This is a genomic window from Bradyrhizobium symbiodeficiens (assembly GCF_002266465.3).
GTDB classification, from domain to species: Bacteria; Pseudomonadota; Alphaproteobacteria; order Rhizobiales; family Xanthobacteraceae; genus Bradyrhizobium; species Bradyrhizobium symbiodeficiens.
Genome location: NZ_CP029427.2, coordinates 3,777,101 through 3,796,154, shown reverse-complemented (window position 1 = coordinate 3,796,154; position 19,054 = coordinate 3,777,101). Strand labels below are relative to the sequence as shown.

Below are 19,054 nucleotides of genomic sequence, written 5' to 3'. Positions count from 1 at the left end.
CGGACCTTCCTCCGTTCCGCAAACGGCTTGCAAGCCTCAAAAGGTGCTCCAGAGTTCACGGTTGCGCCTTTAGGACACCTCGTTCCTTTGGGTGGCCTCCGTGCCCAACAACGGGAGCGCGTCATGGTTTCCTATATCAAGAGCGATCTGGAATTCATCCTCGAGCAGATCAAGATCTCTGAGGCGCACGCGAGCGGTCAGCCGCTGTTTGGCGTTGGTGGGCTTGTGCCGGCTTACAACCTCTCTCTAGGTCTTCGTACTGTCGACGGCACCTACAACAATCTGCTGCCCGGGCAGGAGCAGTGGGGCGCGGCTGACATCCCGTTCCCCGAAGGGCTTGGTACGGACTTCCGGCCCGCGAGCGGTACGCCGTTGGACTTCGACGGGCCGGGAGGAATGCCCCCGATTCCGACTCAGTCGACTTACGCGCCCTCCAACGATCCGAATTCCTTTGTCGTCGATGGCAGCATCCGCACGATCTCCAACCTCATCGTCGACCAGACGTTGAACAATCCAGCGGCGATCGTGACCGCGCTTGAGCGCGCCGGTTCGGCAGATCCGTTTGCGGACCTGGTGATTGTCCAGAACGCAGCCGAACTGATCATCACGACAACCGCTGCGGCCACCGCTGCACAGGCTGCCGAGCTTGCCGCCGAAGCAGCTGTCGCCGCGGCAACCGCAAATCAGGTTGCGGCGCAGGCCGCCTATGACGCTGCACTTGCGAACAATGGCGCGGCTGTCGCGGCACTGGCCGCTACGTCCGACGATGCGGCGGCGGCCGCGGATGCTGCGACAGAAGCGGCCGCGATTGCGCTGTTCCTCGGTGGAACCATCAGCGCCGCGGACATCGTCTCGGTCGATGCAGCGGTCGCGGCGGCGCTCGCCGCTTCCAACGCTGCCGCCGCAGTGGTGACTGAGCTATCTGTGGGCCATGTCGAATTCGGCGACGCGCAGGCGGTCCAGACGAACGCGCTGGCATTGCATACGCAGTTGGTCGCGATTAAGGGAGCGTTGGTCGAAGCTCAATCTGCAGGACCGCATTTTGCGGCGATCGCTGCTGCGGCGACGTTGGCGGATGATAATGTAGCGCCTGCCGAGAGTCTCACTGCCGATCTGAATGCGTTGGTTGATCCGGACGCGGTCGCGGAAGCTCTTGCCGCTCTGACCGCCGCCAACGACGCGCTGGCGACGGCAGTCGTGAACGAGGCGACAGCCGAAGACGCCAGCGATGCGGCAGACGCGGCGGCAGCGGCAGCCATCGCGGGATTGGGAACAACCCTGGCTGGTTTCGGTATCGAGTTCGATGGCGAGAACATCAGCCTGCCTAACATTGCGCCGGACGGCGGCCTGTCGGCATCGTTCAACTCGTGGTTCACCCTGTTCGGCCAGTTCTTCGACCACGGTCTCGACCTGGTGGGGAAGGGCGGCAGCGGTACCGTCTACATTCCCCTGCAGCCGGACGATCCGCTCTATGTGCCGGGCAGCCAAACCAACTTCATGGTGCTGACGCGCGCTACCGTTACGCCTGGAGCCGATGGCATCATGGGCACGGCTGACGATGTCAGACCCATCAACACGACGACATCGTTTGTCGACCAGAACCAGACCTACACCTCTCATTCCTCGCACCAGGTGTTCCTGCGGCAATACGTGCTGAACGCGGATGGCGAGCCGGTCGCAACCGGCAGGCTGATCGAAGGCGCCAACGGCGGCATGGCGACCTGGGGTGAACTCAAGGTCCAGGCCCGGGATATGCTGGGAATCATCCTGACCGACTCAGACGTTGGCAATGTGCCCCTGCTGAGAACCGATCAGTACGGCAACTTCATCCCCAGCGCGAACGGCACGCCGCAGATCATCACTGGCATCGGTGCCGACGGGATTCCCAACACGGCGGATGATATCGTCGTTTCTGGAACACCCGCCGCTCCTATTGCGCTCCCTCCGACGACCATTCGCATCGGCCACGCCTTCCTGGCTGACATCGCTCACGATGCCGTGCCGACCGGCCTCGCCGATGGTGACATCGAGATCGGGCTGGGCAATCCAGGCAACGAACCGGCAGATCCCGGTGCATATGACAACGAACTGCTCGACGCGCACTTCATCGCCGGCGACGGCCGCGTCAACGAGAACATCGGCCTGACCGCGGTCCATCATGTTTTCCACGCCGAGCACAACCGGTTGGTCGAGCACACCAAGGCGGTCATTCTGGCCACCGGCGACAACGCGTTCATCCAGGAATGGCTGGTGCCCGGTGCCGTCATCGGCGATGGCGTCAGTGATTTGGAATGGAACGGGGAACGCCTGTTCCAGGCTGCCAAGTTCGGCACCGAGATGCAGTACCAGCATCTCGTGTTCGAGGAATTCGCGCGAAAGATCCAGCCGCAGATCAATCCGTTCGTCGTTCCCGACGGCTACGACGTCACGATCAATCCGTCGATCGTCGCCGAGTTCGCCCACGTGGTCTATCGCTTCGGTCACTCGATGCTGACCGAGACGATCGACCGGTTCGATCCGTCGTTCAACGCCGGGCATATCGGCCTGATCGAGGGCTTTCTCAATCCATTCGAGTTCGACGAGGTCGGCGGTACCGCACACGGCGTCACCGACGAAGTCGCGGCCGGCGCGATCATCCGGGGTATGACCCGGCAGGTCGGTAACGAAATCGACGAGTTCGTAACCAGTGCGCTCCGCAACAATTTGCTCGGCCTGCCGCTCGATCTCGCCACCATCAATCTGGCGCGCGGCCGCGATACCGGCGTGCCGTCGCTCAACGCCGCGCGGCGTGAGTTCTTCGAGGTGACCAATAGCGCGGCCGAGCTCAAGCCCTACGAGAGCTGGGTCGAGTTCGCCGCCAACCTCAAGCACGAAGCGTCGATCATCAACTTCATCGCGGCGTACGGAAACCACGCGCTTATCACCGGTCAGACAACCATCGACGGCAAGCGCGACGCGGCGCTGACCATCATCACCGGGCAATCGGTCGGCGGCCTGTTGGTGCCAGAGGATGCCGAGGACTTCCTCAACGGCGTCGGCGCCTACGGGGCGGGCAACGCCCTGGGCGGCCTGGAGAATGTCGATCTTTGGATCGGCGGCCTGGCCGAGAAGATCCTGCCGTTCGGCGGCATGCTGGGTTCGACCTTCAACTTCGTTTTCGAGGTGTCGCTGGAGCAGCTTCAGAACGGCGACCGCTTCTACTATCTGCAGCGGCTCGATGGCCTGCATCTGTTCGGCGAAATGGAGGCGAATTCCTTCGCCGCCATGATCATGCGCAACACCGACGCCACCCATCTGCCGTCGGACGTGTTCTCGGTCCCCGGCCTGATCCTCGAGATCGACCGCACCAAGCAGTACAATCCGGGATTGGGTGAGACGGCCGGTGCGGATGGCATCCTGGCCGACGATCCGCTGACTGTGGGGATCGATGAGAGCGCCGACAATCTCGGCAACGATCCGGTCGGCGGCGGAATCCTCACCCCGCTGGTCATCCGCAACAACCCGGCCACGCCGGGCGCGGACACCAACTACCTGCGCTACACGGGCGGCGAGCACGTCGTGCTCGGCGGCACTGCCGGGAACGACATCCTGATCGCCAGCGAAGGCGACGACACGCTCCACGGCGATGCCGGTAACGACTTCCTCGAAGGGGGCGCCGGCAACGACGTTCACAATGGCGGCGACGGCGACGACATCATCAAGGATCTCGGCGGCGACGATAACATCAAGGGCGGCGCCGGCAACGACGTCATCAACTCGGGACCGGGGCTGGATCTCGTCCTCGGCGGTGCCGGCAAGGACTTCGTCTTCCTGGGCAACGACGCCGGCGGCGAGGTGTTCGGCGGTGAAGGCGACGACTTCATCTACGGCAATAAGAACGCCGAGCGCCTTCTGGGCAATGAGGGCAATGACTGGATCGAGACCGGCACCTTCGACGGCGCGCCGGGCGACAACTTCGACGAACTCTTCGCGCGCGACGGCGTCGTCGGACACGACGTGTTCCTGGGCGATGGCGGCTTCGACGAGTTCATCGCCGAGGGCGGCGACGACGTCATGGTTGGCAGTCCCGGTCGCGGAAAGCTGGCCGGTATGTCGGGCTGGGACTGGGTGACGTACAAGGACAACGCCTTCGGCGTCGACGCAGACCTGACGCGCGGTATCGTGTTCGATGAGTTCCCGAACCCGCCGGTGAACGGCACGCTCGACGCCTACGAGTCGGTCGAAGGTGTATCGGGCTCGAGGTTCAACGATATCCTGACCGGCGCCGATACCCTGGCCGCGGATCGTCTGCCGTCGGCTCTCGGCGGCTCGGAAGGCTACACCGGCAGCGCCGTCACGGCCGAGAGCCTCGCGCTCATCAACGGCCTGGCCGCCGTCCTCGGCACCGGCGTTACGTCCTACTCCGCGGGCGACATCATTCTCGGCGGCGACGGCAGCGACCGGATCACGGGCCGCGCCGGCGATGACATCATCGACGGCGACAAGTGGCTGAATGTCCGGATCAGTGTCCGTCAGAACTTGGACGGAACCGGCCCTGAAATCGACTCGCACAACAGCATGACGACACTCGCGGCCGCCATGTTTGCCGGCACGTACAATCCGGGTCAGCTCGTGATCGTGCGCGAGATCCTGGCTACGGGCGACGCGGTCGTTGATACCGATACCGCGGTATTCGCTGGCGCTGCCAGCGAATACATCTTCGCCGGCAATGCCGACGGCAGCATACAGGTGACACACACCATCGAGGATGGCGACGGATCCGACAAGCTCCGCGGCATCGAGCGCGTGGAGTTCGCTGGCGGTGAGTCGTTCAATATCATCATGGGAACGCCGGGCAACGATCCGGCGCTGAATGGCACCAATCCCGGCGCCCCGGTGGGCAACGACGGCAACGACCTGATCGTTGGGCTCGGCGGAAACGACGTCCTCAATGGTCTGGGTGGCAACGATATCCTGATTGGTGGAGACGGGACCGACACGCTCAACGGCGGGGACGGCAACGATGCGCTCGACGGCGGCCTCGGTAACGATGCGCTCAACGGCGGCCTCGGCAACGATACCTATAACGTCCGTCTGGGCGACGGAAACGACACGATCACCGAACTCGACAACGGCGGATCGGTCGATCGGCTCGTGATCCAGACGGGCAGCACAGAGGACCTGCCGGTCGCGCTCACGACGCTGAATGCCGCAGACAATGATACTGGCACCGCCAACGGCGACCTTGTTGTCGCCGCGAACGGACAGACGGTGACCGCCATCAACCATTTTGACGGCGGCAATGCGCAGCGGGGCATCGAGAGGATCAACTTCACCGGCGCCACCTACAATGGTTATCTGCTCGGTTTCGAGGACTATATCGTCAACCGTGCCGATCCGACCGGTTTCGGCCGCACCATCAATCTTGCGGCATCGACGGCCAACAACTTCATCGCCGGCGAGAACGGTACCGATGACGAGATCACCGGCGGCAGCGGAAACGACCTGATCTTCGGTGGTACCGGAGACAACGAACTGCAAGGCGGAGCTGGTGAAGACCTTCTGGTCGGCGGCTCGGGAGCCGGCGATGGCGACCTTCTCGACGGCGGGCTCGATGCTGACGTGATGGTCGGCCTGAACGGCAACGACACTTACGTCGTTGACGACATTGCCGACGTGGTGGTTGAAGCCTTGAACCAGGGCATCGACACGATCGAAACCGAAATGGCCGTGTTGTCGATCGAAGCGATCGTCAACCTGGAGAACCTGGAATACACAGGCATCGACGCCGATCCGTTCGTCGGTACCGGTAACGATCTCAACAACGTTATCACCGGCGGCGACCTCGCCGACACCCTGAGCGGGCTCCTGGGCAACGACACGCTGAATGGCGGGCTCGGCGCCGACACCCTGCTCGGCGGCGACGGCAACGATCAGCTGAACGGCGGCGACGATAACGATACGCTGAACGGCGGCATCGGCACTGATACGCTCAATGGCGGCGCCGGGGCCGACACCATGGCAGGCGGCGCCGACAACGACATCTACGTCGTTGACGATGCCGGCGACGTGGTCAACGAGATCGCCGCGGGCTCTGGAGGAATCGATCGGGTTGACTCGTCCATCGGCTACACTCTGGGCACCAACGTCGAGAACCTGAACCTGACTGGAGGCAACACAATCAACGGAACCGGCAATGCTCTCGACAACGCGATCGTCGGAAACAACGCTGCCAATCAATTGTTCGGTGGCGGCGGCATCGACGTCTTGACGGGCAACGCTGGCAACGACCTGCTGGATGGCGGTACCGGCAACGACACCCTGTCCGGTGGCGACAACAACGACGTGATGATAGGTGGCGAAGGCAACGACGTCATCGATGTCGGCACCGGCTTCAATACGATCGTCTACAACTCGAGCGGCTTCGGTAACGACACCATCAGCAGCTTCGATGCAGACGGGGGCACCGCGGCCAACCAGGACAAGATCGATCTCTCGGGTCTTGGCGTCACGGCAGCCAACTTTGCCACCCGTGTCTTCGAGAGCGCGTCCGGTGGCAACACCGTGCTCACGATCAGGGAGGGTGGTGCGGCCTCGCCGATCCAGGGCACGATCACGGTCAATGCCGTCGGCAATGCCTCCATCGACATCAACGACTTTACCCTGGCAACGACGCCAGCCTCGACGATCACCGGCACGGCGGGCAACAACATCCCGCTAAACGGCACGGCCAATGCCGATACGATCAATGCCCTTGCCGGCAACGATTTGGTCAATGCCGGTGGTGGAAACGACATCGTGAATGGCGGTACCGGCAATGACACCGTGAATGGCGATGATGGTGACGACACATTCAACTGGAACGCCAACACCGCGACCGCGACGTCGCTGATCAACTCCGATGGTCGCGATATCGTCAACGGTGGAGCTGAAGGTGCTCTGGGCGATACCTTCGTGATCACCGGCAACGCCGCCGTCGCGGAGACCTATCGCATCTACACCCGTGCCGCCTGGGATGCACTGCCGGGCAACATCGGCGCCAGCCTCAATGCGGCCACGGAGATTGTCGTCACGCGCGGCGCGAATACCGATTTTGCCAACTCGGTCATCGCCGAGTTGCGCGAGATCGAGGAGATACGTATCAACAACTCAGAACCCGTCGGCAGCGGCAGCGCAGGCGGCGACACGATCCAGGTGATCGGCGACTTCTCCGGCACCAGCCTGCGCCTCAACACCATTACCATCGATGGTGAGCAAGGTGACGACACGATCGATATTTCGGCTCTGACGTCGGCTCATCGCATCGTGTTCAGGTCCAACGGCGGCAACGACACCATCATCGGCGCCTTGCAGGCCGAGGACGTGATCGAGCTTCCCGAAGGATCGGATATCTCGACCTACGAGCTCGTGGAGAACGACAACGGCACCAAGACGATCTCGAACGGAATCCATTCGGTTACCTTCACGGGCGTCGTTCCGCCGCAGTTCTTGACGGATGAGCCTGGCGGCAGCGACGATAGCGAGACGCCGCCGGACGACAGCGACGATGAAGAAACCGCAGTGGACGGTGTGGTTCGAACTGGAACGGCGCAGTCGGACATGCTGGTCGGAACGGCGGGCGATGACAATATCGTTGCATTCGCCGGAAGCGACATTGCCATTGGCGATGCCGGGGCCGACGCGATCGCCCTGGGCGAAGATGCAGACTTCGCCAACGGTGGCGCGGGGAGGGACGTGATCTTTGCCGGAACAGGCGATGACCACGTGTTTGCCGGTGCGGACGCCGATATCGTCTACGGCGATGCCGGGGCCGATCGGCTCTTCGGCGATGAGGGCAATGATATGATCACCGCCGGCGCAGGCGACGATACCGTCTTCGGCGGCGCCGGGAATGATCTCATCATAGCGGAGATCGGTGACGGCAACGACACGTACTTCGGCGACGAAGGTACTGGGGACGGCGGGATCGACACGCTCGACATGTCTGCGTCGACTGCGGCGGTCACCGTCAACCTGGGCTCCGGCCCGCTGATGAACGGCAGCACGTCGAGCATTCAGACCGGCAACGACACGATCTGGGGCATCGAGAATGTCAACACCGGCTCCGGCGACGACACCATCACGGCGAGCAACTCGGCCAACGTGCTGAATGGCGGCGCAGGTGACGATACCTTCAAGTTCCAGACCACCTTCGCTGCGGATGGCGACACGATCCATGGGTTCGAGCCCGGCGATCGCATCGATCTGAGCGGCATCGACGCGGACACTGGTACGGCAACTGATCAGGCCTTCACTCTCGTGAGCGGGGCCGCTCAGACGGCGGCAGGCCAATTGGCCGTCCGCCACGAGACGCGGGCCGATGGCGAGTTCACCGTCCTGCAAGGAAACGTCGACGGAGACGAGGCCGCCGAATTCACGATTGAAATAGAAGGCCATCACACCCTGACGAATGCCAACGTCAATCTCTAGGCTCAGTACGATGGAGGCGATTGAAAAATCGCCTCCATCGTGTCCCTTTCTCTCTGAAGCGAGCGTTGGAGTCCAATGGCCAAGTCCAAAGAGTTGACGCCGGCAAAGCGCCGCAATCTTGAGGAGTTGACGCGTGGCTTCCGCGGCATAGCCCTGTTTCTGTTCTTGATTTCGGGAATGATCAACGTGTTGGCCCTGACCGGCTCGTTGTACATGATGCAGATCTACGATCGGGCCCTGACCAGCGGCAGCATTCCGACTCTTGTCGTTCTGTCCAGCTTGGCCATCGGACTTTACCTCTTTCAAGGCGGCTTCGACGTCGTTCGTTCGCAGGTGCTGGTGCGTGTCGGCGCGAGGCTGGACAAGAAGATCGCTCCGCTGGCTCACCGTGTGGCGATCGACATGCCTCGTTTCGGCTTCTCGACGTCCGAGGCGCTCGAGCGTGGCCGGGACGTTGATACGGTCCGCGGCTTCCTCGGCAGCCAAGGACCTGCGGCGCTGTTCGACTTGCCGTGGATGCCGATCTATCTGGTGTTCATCTATCTCCTTCACCCGCTCCTGGGCGCGCTGACGTTCGCGGGAGCATTCATACTTACGGTGCTCACCGTCGTCAGCGAGATTATGACCAAGCATCTGAGCGTCTCTGCTCGGAAGGCCGCAATGGTCCGCAACACCATCGCAGATTCCAACGCACGCAATGCGGACGTTATCAAGGCGATGGGGTTTGCGAACCGCGCGGTCAATCGCTTCCACGCGGCTAATGGCGAGCATCTGGAGCTGCAGACCAGGACGAATGACATTACCGGCACGTTTGCCGCAGTATCGCGGGTGCTGCGCATGCTGCTGCAGTCCGCCGTGCTTGGATTGGGTGCCTACCTCACGATCAAGGGTGAACTCTCGGCCGGCGCGATTATCGCATGCTCGGTAGCCTCCGCTCGCGCCCTGGCGCCGGTGGATCTGGCGATCGGCAACTGGAAGGCGTTCATCGCGGCGCGGATGGCCTTTCAACGGCTTCGCGACACTGTCGTGGCACTTGCCGATGTCGACCAGCCGATGAAGCTGCCGGCGCCGAGCAAGCGTCTCAGCGTGGACAAGGCCACAGTCGCCGTCCCCGGATCCGGACAGGTCATCCTGAGCGACATCAGCTTTGAACTCGAGGCGGGCCAGGCGCTCGGCATCATCGGACCGAGCGCCGGTGGCAAGACCACCATGGTGCGCGCCCTTACCGGCATCTGGCCGCTGCTGCGCGGCAGTGTTCGCCTGGACGGCGCCGATCTCGGCCAATGGCGCGAGGACGATATCGGTCGTCACGTCGGCTACCTCCCTCAAGAAATCAGCCTGATGGATGCGACGATTGAAGAGAACATCTGCCGCTTCGAGCCGGAGCCGGACTATCAAAAAGTGGTCGAGGCGGCCAGGGCGGCCGGCGTTCACGAGATGATCGTGAAGATGCCGGAAGGGTATCGGACGCAGCTTGGCCCCCAGGGTGCGGCATTGTCCGCCGGTCAACGCCAGCGCGTGGCGTTGGCGCGGGCGCTCTATGGCAACCCTTTCGTTGTGATCATGGACGAGCCCAATTCGAATCTTGACGGCGAGGGCGAGGCGGCCCTGACCAGGGCGATCGAAGGCATCAGAGGCCGGGGGGGCATCACGATCGTAATCGCCCATCGGCCCAGTGCGCTCGTGGCCGTGGATATGGTTGCCATCGTCCAGAACGGCCGCATGACGGCGTTCGGCAAGAAGAACGACATCATGACACCAGGTCTGCCAGCAAGACCTGCAACCGAAGAACTCCAAGCGCAAGTGAGGAGGCCAGCATGATTACAGTTCAGGCGCTGAAACCGAAGGCGCCGCCATCGCAATCAAGGAAAGAGGACTACGTCGAGAAGGAGCCGGAGAAGAAAGGGATCTTGCCGATCGCTTTCTTGCTGCTTCTGACTGCGTTTGCGACGTACCTGAAGACCTTCCTTCCGACGACAGTGGAAGCGCACGAAGACCGGCAGAACGACAGGGATGACGGTGCCAAAGACGAGAGCGATGGGCCAGCAGAAGAAGCGAGCGTCGCAGACGCAGAAGATGCGACCACAGACAAGGTCGAGCATGCCGGCAAGTCGTCCGACAATGTCGTGCCGATCCGGATCGTACTGCCGCAAGGGATCAGCGAGTTCCTGGCCAATGATTCGCCGGCACTTGACTTCAACGGACTAGAGCGTCCCGTCCAGGTTCGGGTCGACACTGGTCCCTTGGGAGATCCAATTCGGGCAACCAATGATAATCGTCCGCAATCCGCGTCTGTTGATGGAGCAGGTGCTTCGGGTGGCGGTGGTGGCGGCGGAGGCGGTAACGACAAGCCGCGGGGGCCTAACCCCTTCGATCCCACTCCCGACCCAGACCTCGATATCGATCCCCATCGCAATCGCGCGCCCCGGATCAGCGGACCGGTGCATCTGCGCAATGTGATCGGCTGTGAGGCTTTGACGATCTCGCTCCTGGCCTTGCTAAGCGGCGCCAACGATCCGGACGGCGACACTATGAGGATCGTTAATCTCTCGGCAAGTTCCGGCGCTATCACGCAGGCGCAGGACGGAAGCTGGGTGTTCGCCCGCGATGAGGGAATGCTCGGCGAAGTGACGCTGACCTATACCATTACCGATGGATTCGCATCTGTCGTGCAGACCGCTTACTTTAGCGTCATCGAGGCGCCGCCGATCATCGGGACGGCTGCCGACGACAACGTTCTCGGCACGCAGTGCGCCGATCGGATCGACGGTCGAGATGGCGACGACAACATCGACGCCCGCCAGGGCAACGATACGATTGTCGCTGGGTTGGGCGACGACCACATCGTCGCCGGGAGCGGCAACGACATCGTCTATGCGGGGGAAGGCAACGACCTGGTGTTCGCGGGCGCGGGAAACGATCTGGTGTTCGGAGGTGCCGGGTACGACAGTCTGCATGGCGAGGACGGCGACGACACCATCATGGGCGAAGATGGAGACGACGTCATTTCAGGCGGGGGCGGTGCGGACATCCTGATCGGTGGCGCTGGCGACGATATCATTCAGGGCGATGCAGGCAACGACACGCTCGATGGCGGAAGTGGCAATGACAGCCTCGCCGGTGGTGTCGGCGATGACGTGATCATCGCGGCTGGCGGCGATGATTCTCTGTTCGGTGGCGCCGGCAACGACATGCTGGCGGATGGTCTGGGTAGCGACAGGGCGCAGGGCGATGCCGGAGATGACCATTTTCTAGTCGCGGCTGACGCGGCTAATGATACCTACGACGGTGGAACCGGAGAGGACACGCTCGATTATTCGACCGCAACCTTAAGCGTTACGGTCGACGTCGCGGGAGGCACTGCCGACGGTCTCGATGTGGGACACGATTTGATTGCCGCCTTCGAGAAGATCATTACCGGATCCGGCGATGATCATATTGTCGCTGGATCGAACTCCATTTCGATGACCGGGGGTAATGGCGACGACACATTCGAATTCAAGAGAACGGGCGAAGATGACCAGGCGATGACGATCCGCAAGATCACTGACTTCACCGTCGGTGATCGAATAGTAGCTGCGACCTACGAGATCAGTGTCCTCCGAGAGGATGATCTCGACGAAACGATCTCCGATATGTTCGACGACGTCTATCTTTCGACAACTGGAGACCAGAGACCGGTGCGCTTCCGATTTGAAGAGGCAGACAGCAACAAGATGACGTTGGTGGATGTGCGTGATCGACCTGACACGGACGAGTTCTTCACGATCCAGGTCGAGGGGCACCATCAACTTCAGTTCACCGTCGCGGTCAGCTGAGGGAAAGAGGTCCATGAAACATACCGACCCGAGAGAACTTGCTGTGCCGCACAATACCGGCAGCGTCGAGAGATCGTTCCGGCTTTGGCCAAGGATCGTCGGCGGACTTGCCCTTGTGGTTGTATTGGTGATCGGTTGTGGCGGATGGGCGGCGATAGCCAAGCTGGAGGGGGCCATCGTCGCCGGCGGCACCGTCAAAGTCGACGAAAACCTGAAGGAGGTTCAGCATCGGGACGGTGGCATCGTGAAAACGCTGTCGATTCGCCAGGGTGATTTCGTCCGTGAAGGACAGATCCTGGCGACGCTGGACGACGTGCAAATCAAGGCGGAGCTCCTCATCGTCAGGTCGCAGTTGGGCGAAGCCCTGGGTCGTCAGGCGCGTCTGATCGCGGAGCGCGACAATCTGGCTTCGATCGAGTTTCCAGCCGACCTCGGGCGCATTTCGACTGCCTCGCACGTGGTGATGAAAGGTGAAAGCCGACTGTTCGCCGGCAACAAGTTGGGGAGAGATAGCCAGAAGGAGCAGCTCGAGCTCAGCGTCAGCCAAACCCTGGAGGAGATCAGGGGAATGGAAGCGAGGCTTGCTGCCAAAGAACACGAGATCAAATTGGTTGGTGCCGAGCGCGACAAGCTGGACGCGCTGTTCGAGAAGAAGATCGTTGAGTATACCCGGGTCTATTCGGCACATCGCGACTGGGCGCGAATACTGGGAGAACGCGGCGAAATTGCCGCCGGTATTGCCCGGGCCAAGGTCCGCGCCAGCGAAATCAGGGTCCAGATCATCGCTGTCGATCAAAACGCCAGCACGGAGGCGCAACGCGACCTGCGGACCGTAGACGCCCGCATCTCCGAGCTAAGCGAACGAAAGTTGGCGATCGAGGATCGTCTCTCGCGCACCGAAATCCGGTCTCCGGTCTCGGGATACGTCAATGAGCTTTTTGTTCATACGGTCGGCGGCGTTATCACGCCAGCCGCGAAGATCGCGACAATCGTCCCCCAGAATGCAGAACTCAAATTCGAGATCAGGATATCACCGGCCGACATTGACCAGGTGAGGGAAGGGCAGTCCGCCCGCATTCGCCTCAGTGCGTTCAACCGCAACACAACGCCGGAGATGAAGGGATCTGTCGTGATGCTTTCTCCCGCTTCGGCGCGCGATCCCACAAATGGGCAGGAATACTACATTGCATTCGTCAATCTGCTCCCCACCGAGGATGCGATTGCCAAACTTCATGGTCTTAAGCTGGTTCCGGGCATGCCGGCAGAGGTGTTTGTTTCGACCCAGGAAAGGACGGCGGCCTCCTATTTGGTGAAGCCCTTCACTGACCAGATGAATCGCGCTTTCCGGGAGCGCTGATGTTTGGGCGGGAACGAGGAACGGGAGCGAGCGCACCGGAACGGCATCTAAATCGGAAAACTACCTAGGCGAACCTTCGCGCGGGTAACGCTTATTTCTTTTTTCAAGCCCGCTGGGATGCCTCGCGTCCAAGCATGTCGACCCTATCCGCGGGATCGTTGAACGAGGCGCGAAGGATGCACCCAGGGTCGCCCAAGGCGCGCGGCCAGTTAGTGCAGCGAGTTCAAGTCGATTGCGCGGATGAAGGCTTACCTCGAATGGCACATTCCACGGCTTGGCTGGATCCGGGAGGATCGGGTTACCTAAGCTACGGCTGCAGGGGGACCAGTTCTCCGTAGTGTGGACCGTAGATTATCCGCAGAAGACGGTGAAAAGGATCACAACATCAAGGGCGTTGACAGGACACCCCTTCCGCCAGTTGATCCGTCCGGGGGCTGCCGGTCGGGCTTTCCCCGGGCAGGTGACCAGTGAACCAAACCTCAAATCCAGCCGCGCTCGACAAGCTCAAGCTCCGCATTCAGGCGTTGCGCGCGAAGACGATCGCCAATGGCTGCACCGAGGACGAGGCGCTGTCCGCCGCCGCCAAGGTCGCCGAGCTGCTCGATCGCCACGATCTATCGCTCTCCGACGTCGAGCTGCGCGCCTCGCTGTGCGAACGGAGGGTCTATGAGACCTATCGCAAGAAGCGAATTCCGCTGGACGACTGCATCGGGGCGATCGCTCATTTCTGCGATTGTCGGGTCTGGCGCGAGAAGGACGCAGGCGGCGAAAACATCTATGTGTTCTTCGGTCTCGGCGCGGATGTCGAGGTCGCGCATTACCTGGCCGAATTGATCGATGGCGCCGTGCGCGCCGAGCTCGGTCGCTTCAAGACCTCGGTCGACTACAGCAGGTTCCGGCACCAGCAGCGGCATCTCGCCAATGCCTCCTTCGCGCTCGGAATGGTGGCCTCCATCGCGGACCGGCTGGTGGCGATCAAGGCCGGCCGCGATCAGGTCAACGAAGGCACCGGCCGCGGGCTGGTGGTCCTCAAGACCTCGGTGGTCGACGCTGAATTCGACAAGCTCGCCCTCAATCTCAGGAATCAGCGCAGCGGCGGACGGATGGTGTCGATGACGGCCTATGAAGCCGGCGGCGCTGCGGGAGCGTCGCTGGCGATCAATCCGGGCCTTGGCGGCTCGCGGTCAGGGACGACTCCCAAGGGTAACTGACCGCGTGAGCGGCGCGGCTTCGGCTGGAACTGAGAGCATGGCGGTGTCATTCCGGTCGATCAGCAGCCGTCTGCGTGTTGGCCGGTGAGAGGAGGGGGCGTGAACTGCGCTTGGCTCCCAGCCGCCGCCACGCGCGCTCCTGCACCCCCGTCTCTTTTGAATGCAGTATATTTCAGCTCTTCGGACCAGCGCCCTTCAACGCGTCCCACGCGGCCTGGTTCGCCTGATCGAACGCCTTCCGGGATTCCGCGAGCGCGGCGCTCAGAACCGACCAGGATTCGCTGCCGGCCTGCTTCAGCTTCTGCAGACGCGCTTCGGCTTCGGACGCATCGGATTTCATTTGCTTGAGCGCGGCATCGACATCGACGGTGCGGGCTGAGGCCACTTTGCCCGCGGCGTCGCGGAATTTGTCCGCCGCTTCGCGCCAGGCCTTGGCCTGGGCTGCTGCAACGTCCTTGAAGGTGGCCTGTTGCTGCTCGAACTGTTTGCCGGCGCCTTCGAAGTAGGTCTTCACCTGGGCCTCGAATCCGGCCCATTGCTTTTCCAGATCGGCCTTCGCCTCGGTCCAGGCGGCTTCACCTGCTTCCGCCTGGGTCTTGAGCATCGCCTGAAACGCGTCGCGGCGCGTCGTCAGATCGGACAGGAGCCGATCGGTCTTGACCTTGGACTCGGCCTTGGCCTGGCCGGCCTTGACTTCGAACGAGGCCAACGCGGCATCCATTTCGTCGATCCGCTCCTTGGCCCAGTTGAGGTAAAAATGCATGCTGCTCTGTTGTGACATGGCGGTCTCCATCTGCTTGCGTGAAGAGGATCCCAGAGCTTTGGCTGGGTCGTATTGACCTGTCTCAATGACTTCGTCGTCTCCGATGGTTGGCCATCGACTGGAACTCGGCCGTTTCCGGCTTGTTGTTCGCACTCTCGTCCAGCCACGGAGAGCGCTCTTGGAAAGTACGATCATTGGTGAATTCGACACGCGCCGCAATGCCGAGCTTGCGGTTGAGCATGTCGTGCAGGAATGCGGCGTGCCGCGAAGCGACGTCTTTGTCCAGCCAGCGGGCCGTGCGAACACGGCGGGCACGCGTGCGGCAGGTAGCGACGTCAAGGCTGCGCCCGCGCCGGAAGGGCGGGAGAAGCTGGAGGGCGTGATCGAGGTCTCCGTGGATTTTCACGGCGATGCTCCCGAGAAGATTGCAGATGCCTTGAAGGGCGCCGGAGCAAAGACTGTCCGAACCAAGTAACGTCTGTTGGCTCCGGCACTCGCTTTAACTCCATCGCCTCGTCGCGGCGTGGAACCCGTTGAGCGGTCGGCGCGTTTAGCCGCGAATGCGATTGCGAGGTCCACCTGCTTCAGAGTTCATCGACCCTGATACCCGGCGACACCGTCTGGCGGCGCTGCAAGGCGCGGCGCATGGCGGTTTTGAACGATGCTGCCGATTATTTCGCGGCCCTGCGCGAGGCGCTGCTCGAAGCGCAAGATCTCGTCTACATCGTCGGGTGGGATATTCATAGCGAGACCAGGCTCGCCGGAGCGTCCGGGCGGGCAGGGGACGGCTTGCCGGAACAGCTCGGCCCATTCCTGCGCGCACTCGTGCAGCGCCGGCCGGCCTTGCGGATCAACATTCTCGTCTGGGACTTCGTCTCGTTCTACGCCGCCGAAAGGGAGTGGAATTCAGCGGCCAAATTCACCGCCGACACCGACGGCCGCGTCCGATTTGAACTGGATTCCACGCTTCCGTTCGGTTCGGCCCAGCACCAGAAGATCGTCTGCATCGACGGTTCGCTGGCATTCGTCGGCGGGCTGGATCTCACGATCAGGCGCTGGGACACGAGTGAGCATCGCGCCGATCACGACTCGCGCCGCGATCCCGGGGGCAAGCCATACCCGCCGTTTCACGATGTTCAATGCCTGGTCGACGGCGATGCCGCCGCCTCGCTGTTCGAGCTTGCGGAGGAGCGCTGGCGTGCGGCGGGCCAACAGACGGATGACCGGCGCGCGCTGAGCAGCATGCGCTGGCCGTCGAATGCACCGGTCGAGTCCGAGCATATCCCCGTGGGCATCGCCAGGACCGAGGTGGTTTGCCCTGGCGGCTCGACCATCAGGGAGGTCGAACGCTCCATGATTGCGGCGATCCGGTCCGCGACGAGCTTCGTTTACATCGAGAACCAGTTCACCAGCGCCATCAAAATCGCGCATGAGCTGGCGCAGCAGATGCAGCGCGTGCCTTCGCTTCAGGTTATGGTCGTTGCTCCCAAATTGCATTCCTCATGGCTTGAATCCCAGGCCATGCAGAACGGCCGCGGGGCCTTCATCGGCTGCTTCGATGAGGCGGGAGTCGCTGACCGTATTCGCTTCGTCTACCCGGTCTCACGCGACGGTGACAAGGAAGCGGCCGTGATGGTGCACAGCAAGCTCATGATCGTCGACGATCGGATCCTGAGGATCGGTTCGGCCAATCTGAACAACCGGTCGATGGGCGCCGACAGCGAATGCGACCTGATCTTTGAAGCCGCATCCGACGAGCATCGCAAGTTCATCGCCTCGGTTCGCCGTCGCCTGATCGCCCATTTCTGCGGGCTCGACGAACAGACCGTGACGCAAAACGACGATCGTCTCCCAGCCCTCCTGGACGAAATGTCGAGAGCTGATCGCGCGAAGACGCTGCGGGAGCTGGAGGCTTCCGTCCTGACCAGCACGCTGGCCACAATGGTTCAACCGGTGGCTGACCCTGAGCGGCCTCTTCATCTCGAGAGGGCGGCATCTCGCATGTGGAGCACGAAGACCGTCATCGGGATCGTATCGATCGCGGCCGCACTCTTCGGCCTGGCGATGGCCTGGTCGTACACGTCGTTGAGCGGCTTCGCCGACACGGGTCGCATCTCGACCTTGCTGTCCGCCTATTCCCAGTCCATCTGGGGGCCGCCACTCGCGATCGCGGCTTTTGTCGTCGGCGGGCTTGTGCTGTTTCCGGTGCTCGTGCTGATTGCAGCAACTGCCGCCGCGCTTGGGCCATGGCTGGGTTTCGTCACGGCGACCGCCGGCGTGCTGCTCAGCGCCTTCATCCTTTTCGCGATCGGACGGGCCCTCGGACGGCAGCGTCTCCAGCGATTGCTCGGGCGGCGTGCCGCGCGGATCCAGGACCGTGCCGTCGGCAAGGGTGTTCTGGCCGTCGTCGTCATCCGGATGATTCCCATCGCACCGTTCTCTGTGGTGAATGTCGTGGCTGGCGCGAGCACGCTGCCTCTCAGTGACTTCCTGATCGGGACCGCGCTCGGCATGACGCCTGGTATTCTTGCCATGGCGGTTGTCGGAGCCCAGATCGCGGAGTTGGCCACGAATGCATCCTGGAGCAACATCTTGCTGTTTGCGCTGGCGTTCCTGGGCTGGCTCGGCATCTGCGTGGGGGCGCAGTTCGTCGCGACCTGGCTCGCCGGGAGGCGCTGATGCGCTTCATGACCTGGAACGTGCATGGCACCTTCAATCTCAATCCGAAGTTCGACCTGGAGGGGGTCTGCTCCATCCTGAGCAAATGGGCCCCTGATGTCGTCGCGCTTCAGGAGGTGGATTCGCGATCGAGGACTGACGATCCGTTTGCGAAGCTGGCAAGTGTCGTCGGCGATCACCGCGTTCACGCCAAGTCGATTGTCACCGCGGATGGCGACTACGGGCAGATGCTCCTGAGCCGCTTTCCGCTCTCCGCAGTGCCCGAGATTGTCGACGTCTCTTACCGCGAGCGCGAGCCGCGCAGAGCCATTGCCACGAGCCTGCTGACACCGGTTGGCGACGTGCGCGTGGTCGCTACGCATCTCGGCCTGAGCGTCCACGAGCGTTATGCGCAGGCTCAGGCCCTGGTCAGGCTGGTCAAGCCGACAAGGACCATCGTCCTCGGCGATTTCAACGACTGGCTCTGGGTCAAATCCGTGCGGCGCGTGCTCGCGCAGGTCTGCCCGAACCGAACCCGCGTGCGCACCTTCCCGGCGCGCTTGCCCGTTCTACGACTCGATCGGATCTACGCGACGCCCGACGGCCGCTTCGGGAAAGTGTGGACCGACGACGAGGCGAGAGCATTCTCGGACCATTTGCCCGTGATCGCGGAGATTGAGTTTTAGGGCCTTGAGGGCTTACAAAAACGCTTTGTTTTACAACAGCTTCGCTACTGTGCATGGGGTTGTTTTTCGATATTTTGGTGGAGCGGCCTTCGGGCAGGGCGGCTGGGTCCGCC

At 62.2% G+C, this 19,054-nt stretch carries 9 protein-coding genes; 8 read left to right on the top strand and 1 reads right to left on the bottom strand.

Features of this window, described 5'->3' with window-relative positions; genetic code table 11:
• The first annotated feature begins 123 nt into the window (after window positions 1-123).
• The 5 genes from CIT39_RS17500 (at window position 124) to CIT39_RS17480 (ending at window position 14,834) form a co-directional block, all read left to right on the top strand.
• The gene (locus tag CIT39_RS17500) at window positions 124-8,448 is read left to right on the top strand and encodes a peroxidase family protein (protein WP_094973922.1); all 8,325 of its coding nucleotides are present in this window, start codon (window positions 124-126) and stop codon (window positions 8,446-8,448) included.
• Between the two features lie 75 nt (window positions 8,449-8,523).
• Window positions 8,524-10,269 carry a type I secretion system permease/ATPase gene (locus tag CIT39_RS17495; protein ID WP_094973921.1) on the top strand — a complete coding sequence of 582 codons (1,746 nt, stop codon included), beginning with the start codon at window positions 8,524-8,526 and terminating at the stop codon, window positions 10,267-10,269.
• Complete coding sequence (locus CIT39_RS17490; protein WP_094973920.1) at window positions 10,266-12,266, top strand: calcium-binding protein; 2,001 nt, start codon at window positions 10,266-10,268, stop codon at window positions 12,264-12,266. The genes CIT39_RS17495 and CIT39_RS17490 overlap by 4 nt, the downstream gene beginning before the upstream one ends.
• Before the next feature lie 13 nt (window positions 12,267-12,279).
• Entirely contained in the window at window positions 12,280-13,623 is a 1,344-nt protein-coding gene (locus CIT39_RS17485) for an HlyD family type I secretion periplasmic adaptor subunit (protein WP_094973919.1), read from the top strand.
• A gap of 467 nt (window positions 13,624-14,090) precedes the next feature.
• On the top strand, window positions 14,091-14,834 hold the full coding sequence (locus tag CIT39_RS17480; protein WP_094973918.1) for a DUF7168 domain-containing protein: 744 nt from the start codon (window positions 14,091-14,093) through the stop codon (window positions 14,832-14,834).
• Between the two features lie 172 nt (window positions 14,835-15,006).
• Here the strand turns inward: CIT39_RS17480 and CIT39_RS17475 are convergent, their stop codons facing one another.
• Window positions 15,007-15,792: a sll1863 family stress response protein gene (locus CIT39_RS17475; RefSeq protein WP_334272973.1), complete on the bottom strand. Its 786-nt coding sequence runs from the start codon at window positions 15,790-15,792 to the stop codon at window positions 15,007-15,009.
• On the opposite strand from CIT39_RS17475, the gene CIT39_RS17470 reads away from it, so the two are divergent.
• From CIT39_RS17470 to CIT39_RS17460, 3 genes are all read left to right on the top strand, one after another.
• Entirely contained in the window at window positions 15,776-16,072 is a 297-nt protein-coding gene (locus CIT39_RS17470; RefSeq protein ID WP_094973917.1) for a hypothetical protein, read from the top strand. The two genes, CIT39_RS17475 and CIT39_RS17470, sit on opposite strands and share 17 nt — an antisense overlap.
• 170 nt (window positions 16,073-16,242) lie before the next feature.
• Window positions 16,243-18,276, top strand: coding sequence for a VTT domain-containing protein (locus tag CIT39_RS17465; protein ID WP_094973916.1), 2,034 nt, complete (start codon window positions 16,243-16,245; stop codon window positions 18,274-18,276).
• Window positions 18,276-18,941 (top strand): endonuclease/exonuclease/phosphatase family protein, encoded by a 666-nt coding sequence (locus tag CIT39_RS17460; RefSeq protein ID WP_094973915.1) that lies wholly within the window; start codon window positions 18,276-18,278, stop codon window positions 18,939-18,941. Before CIT39_RS17465 ends, CIT39_RS17460 begins: the two co-directional genes overlap by 1 nt.
• Window positions 18,942-19,054 lie beyond the last annotated feature (113 nt).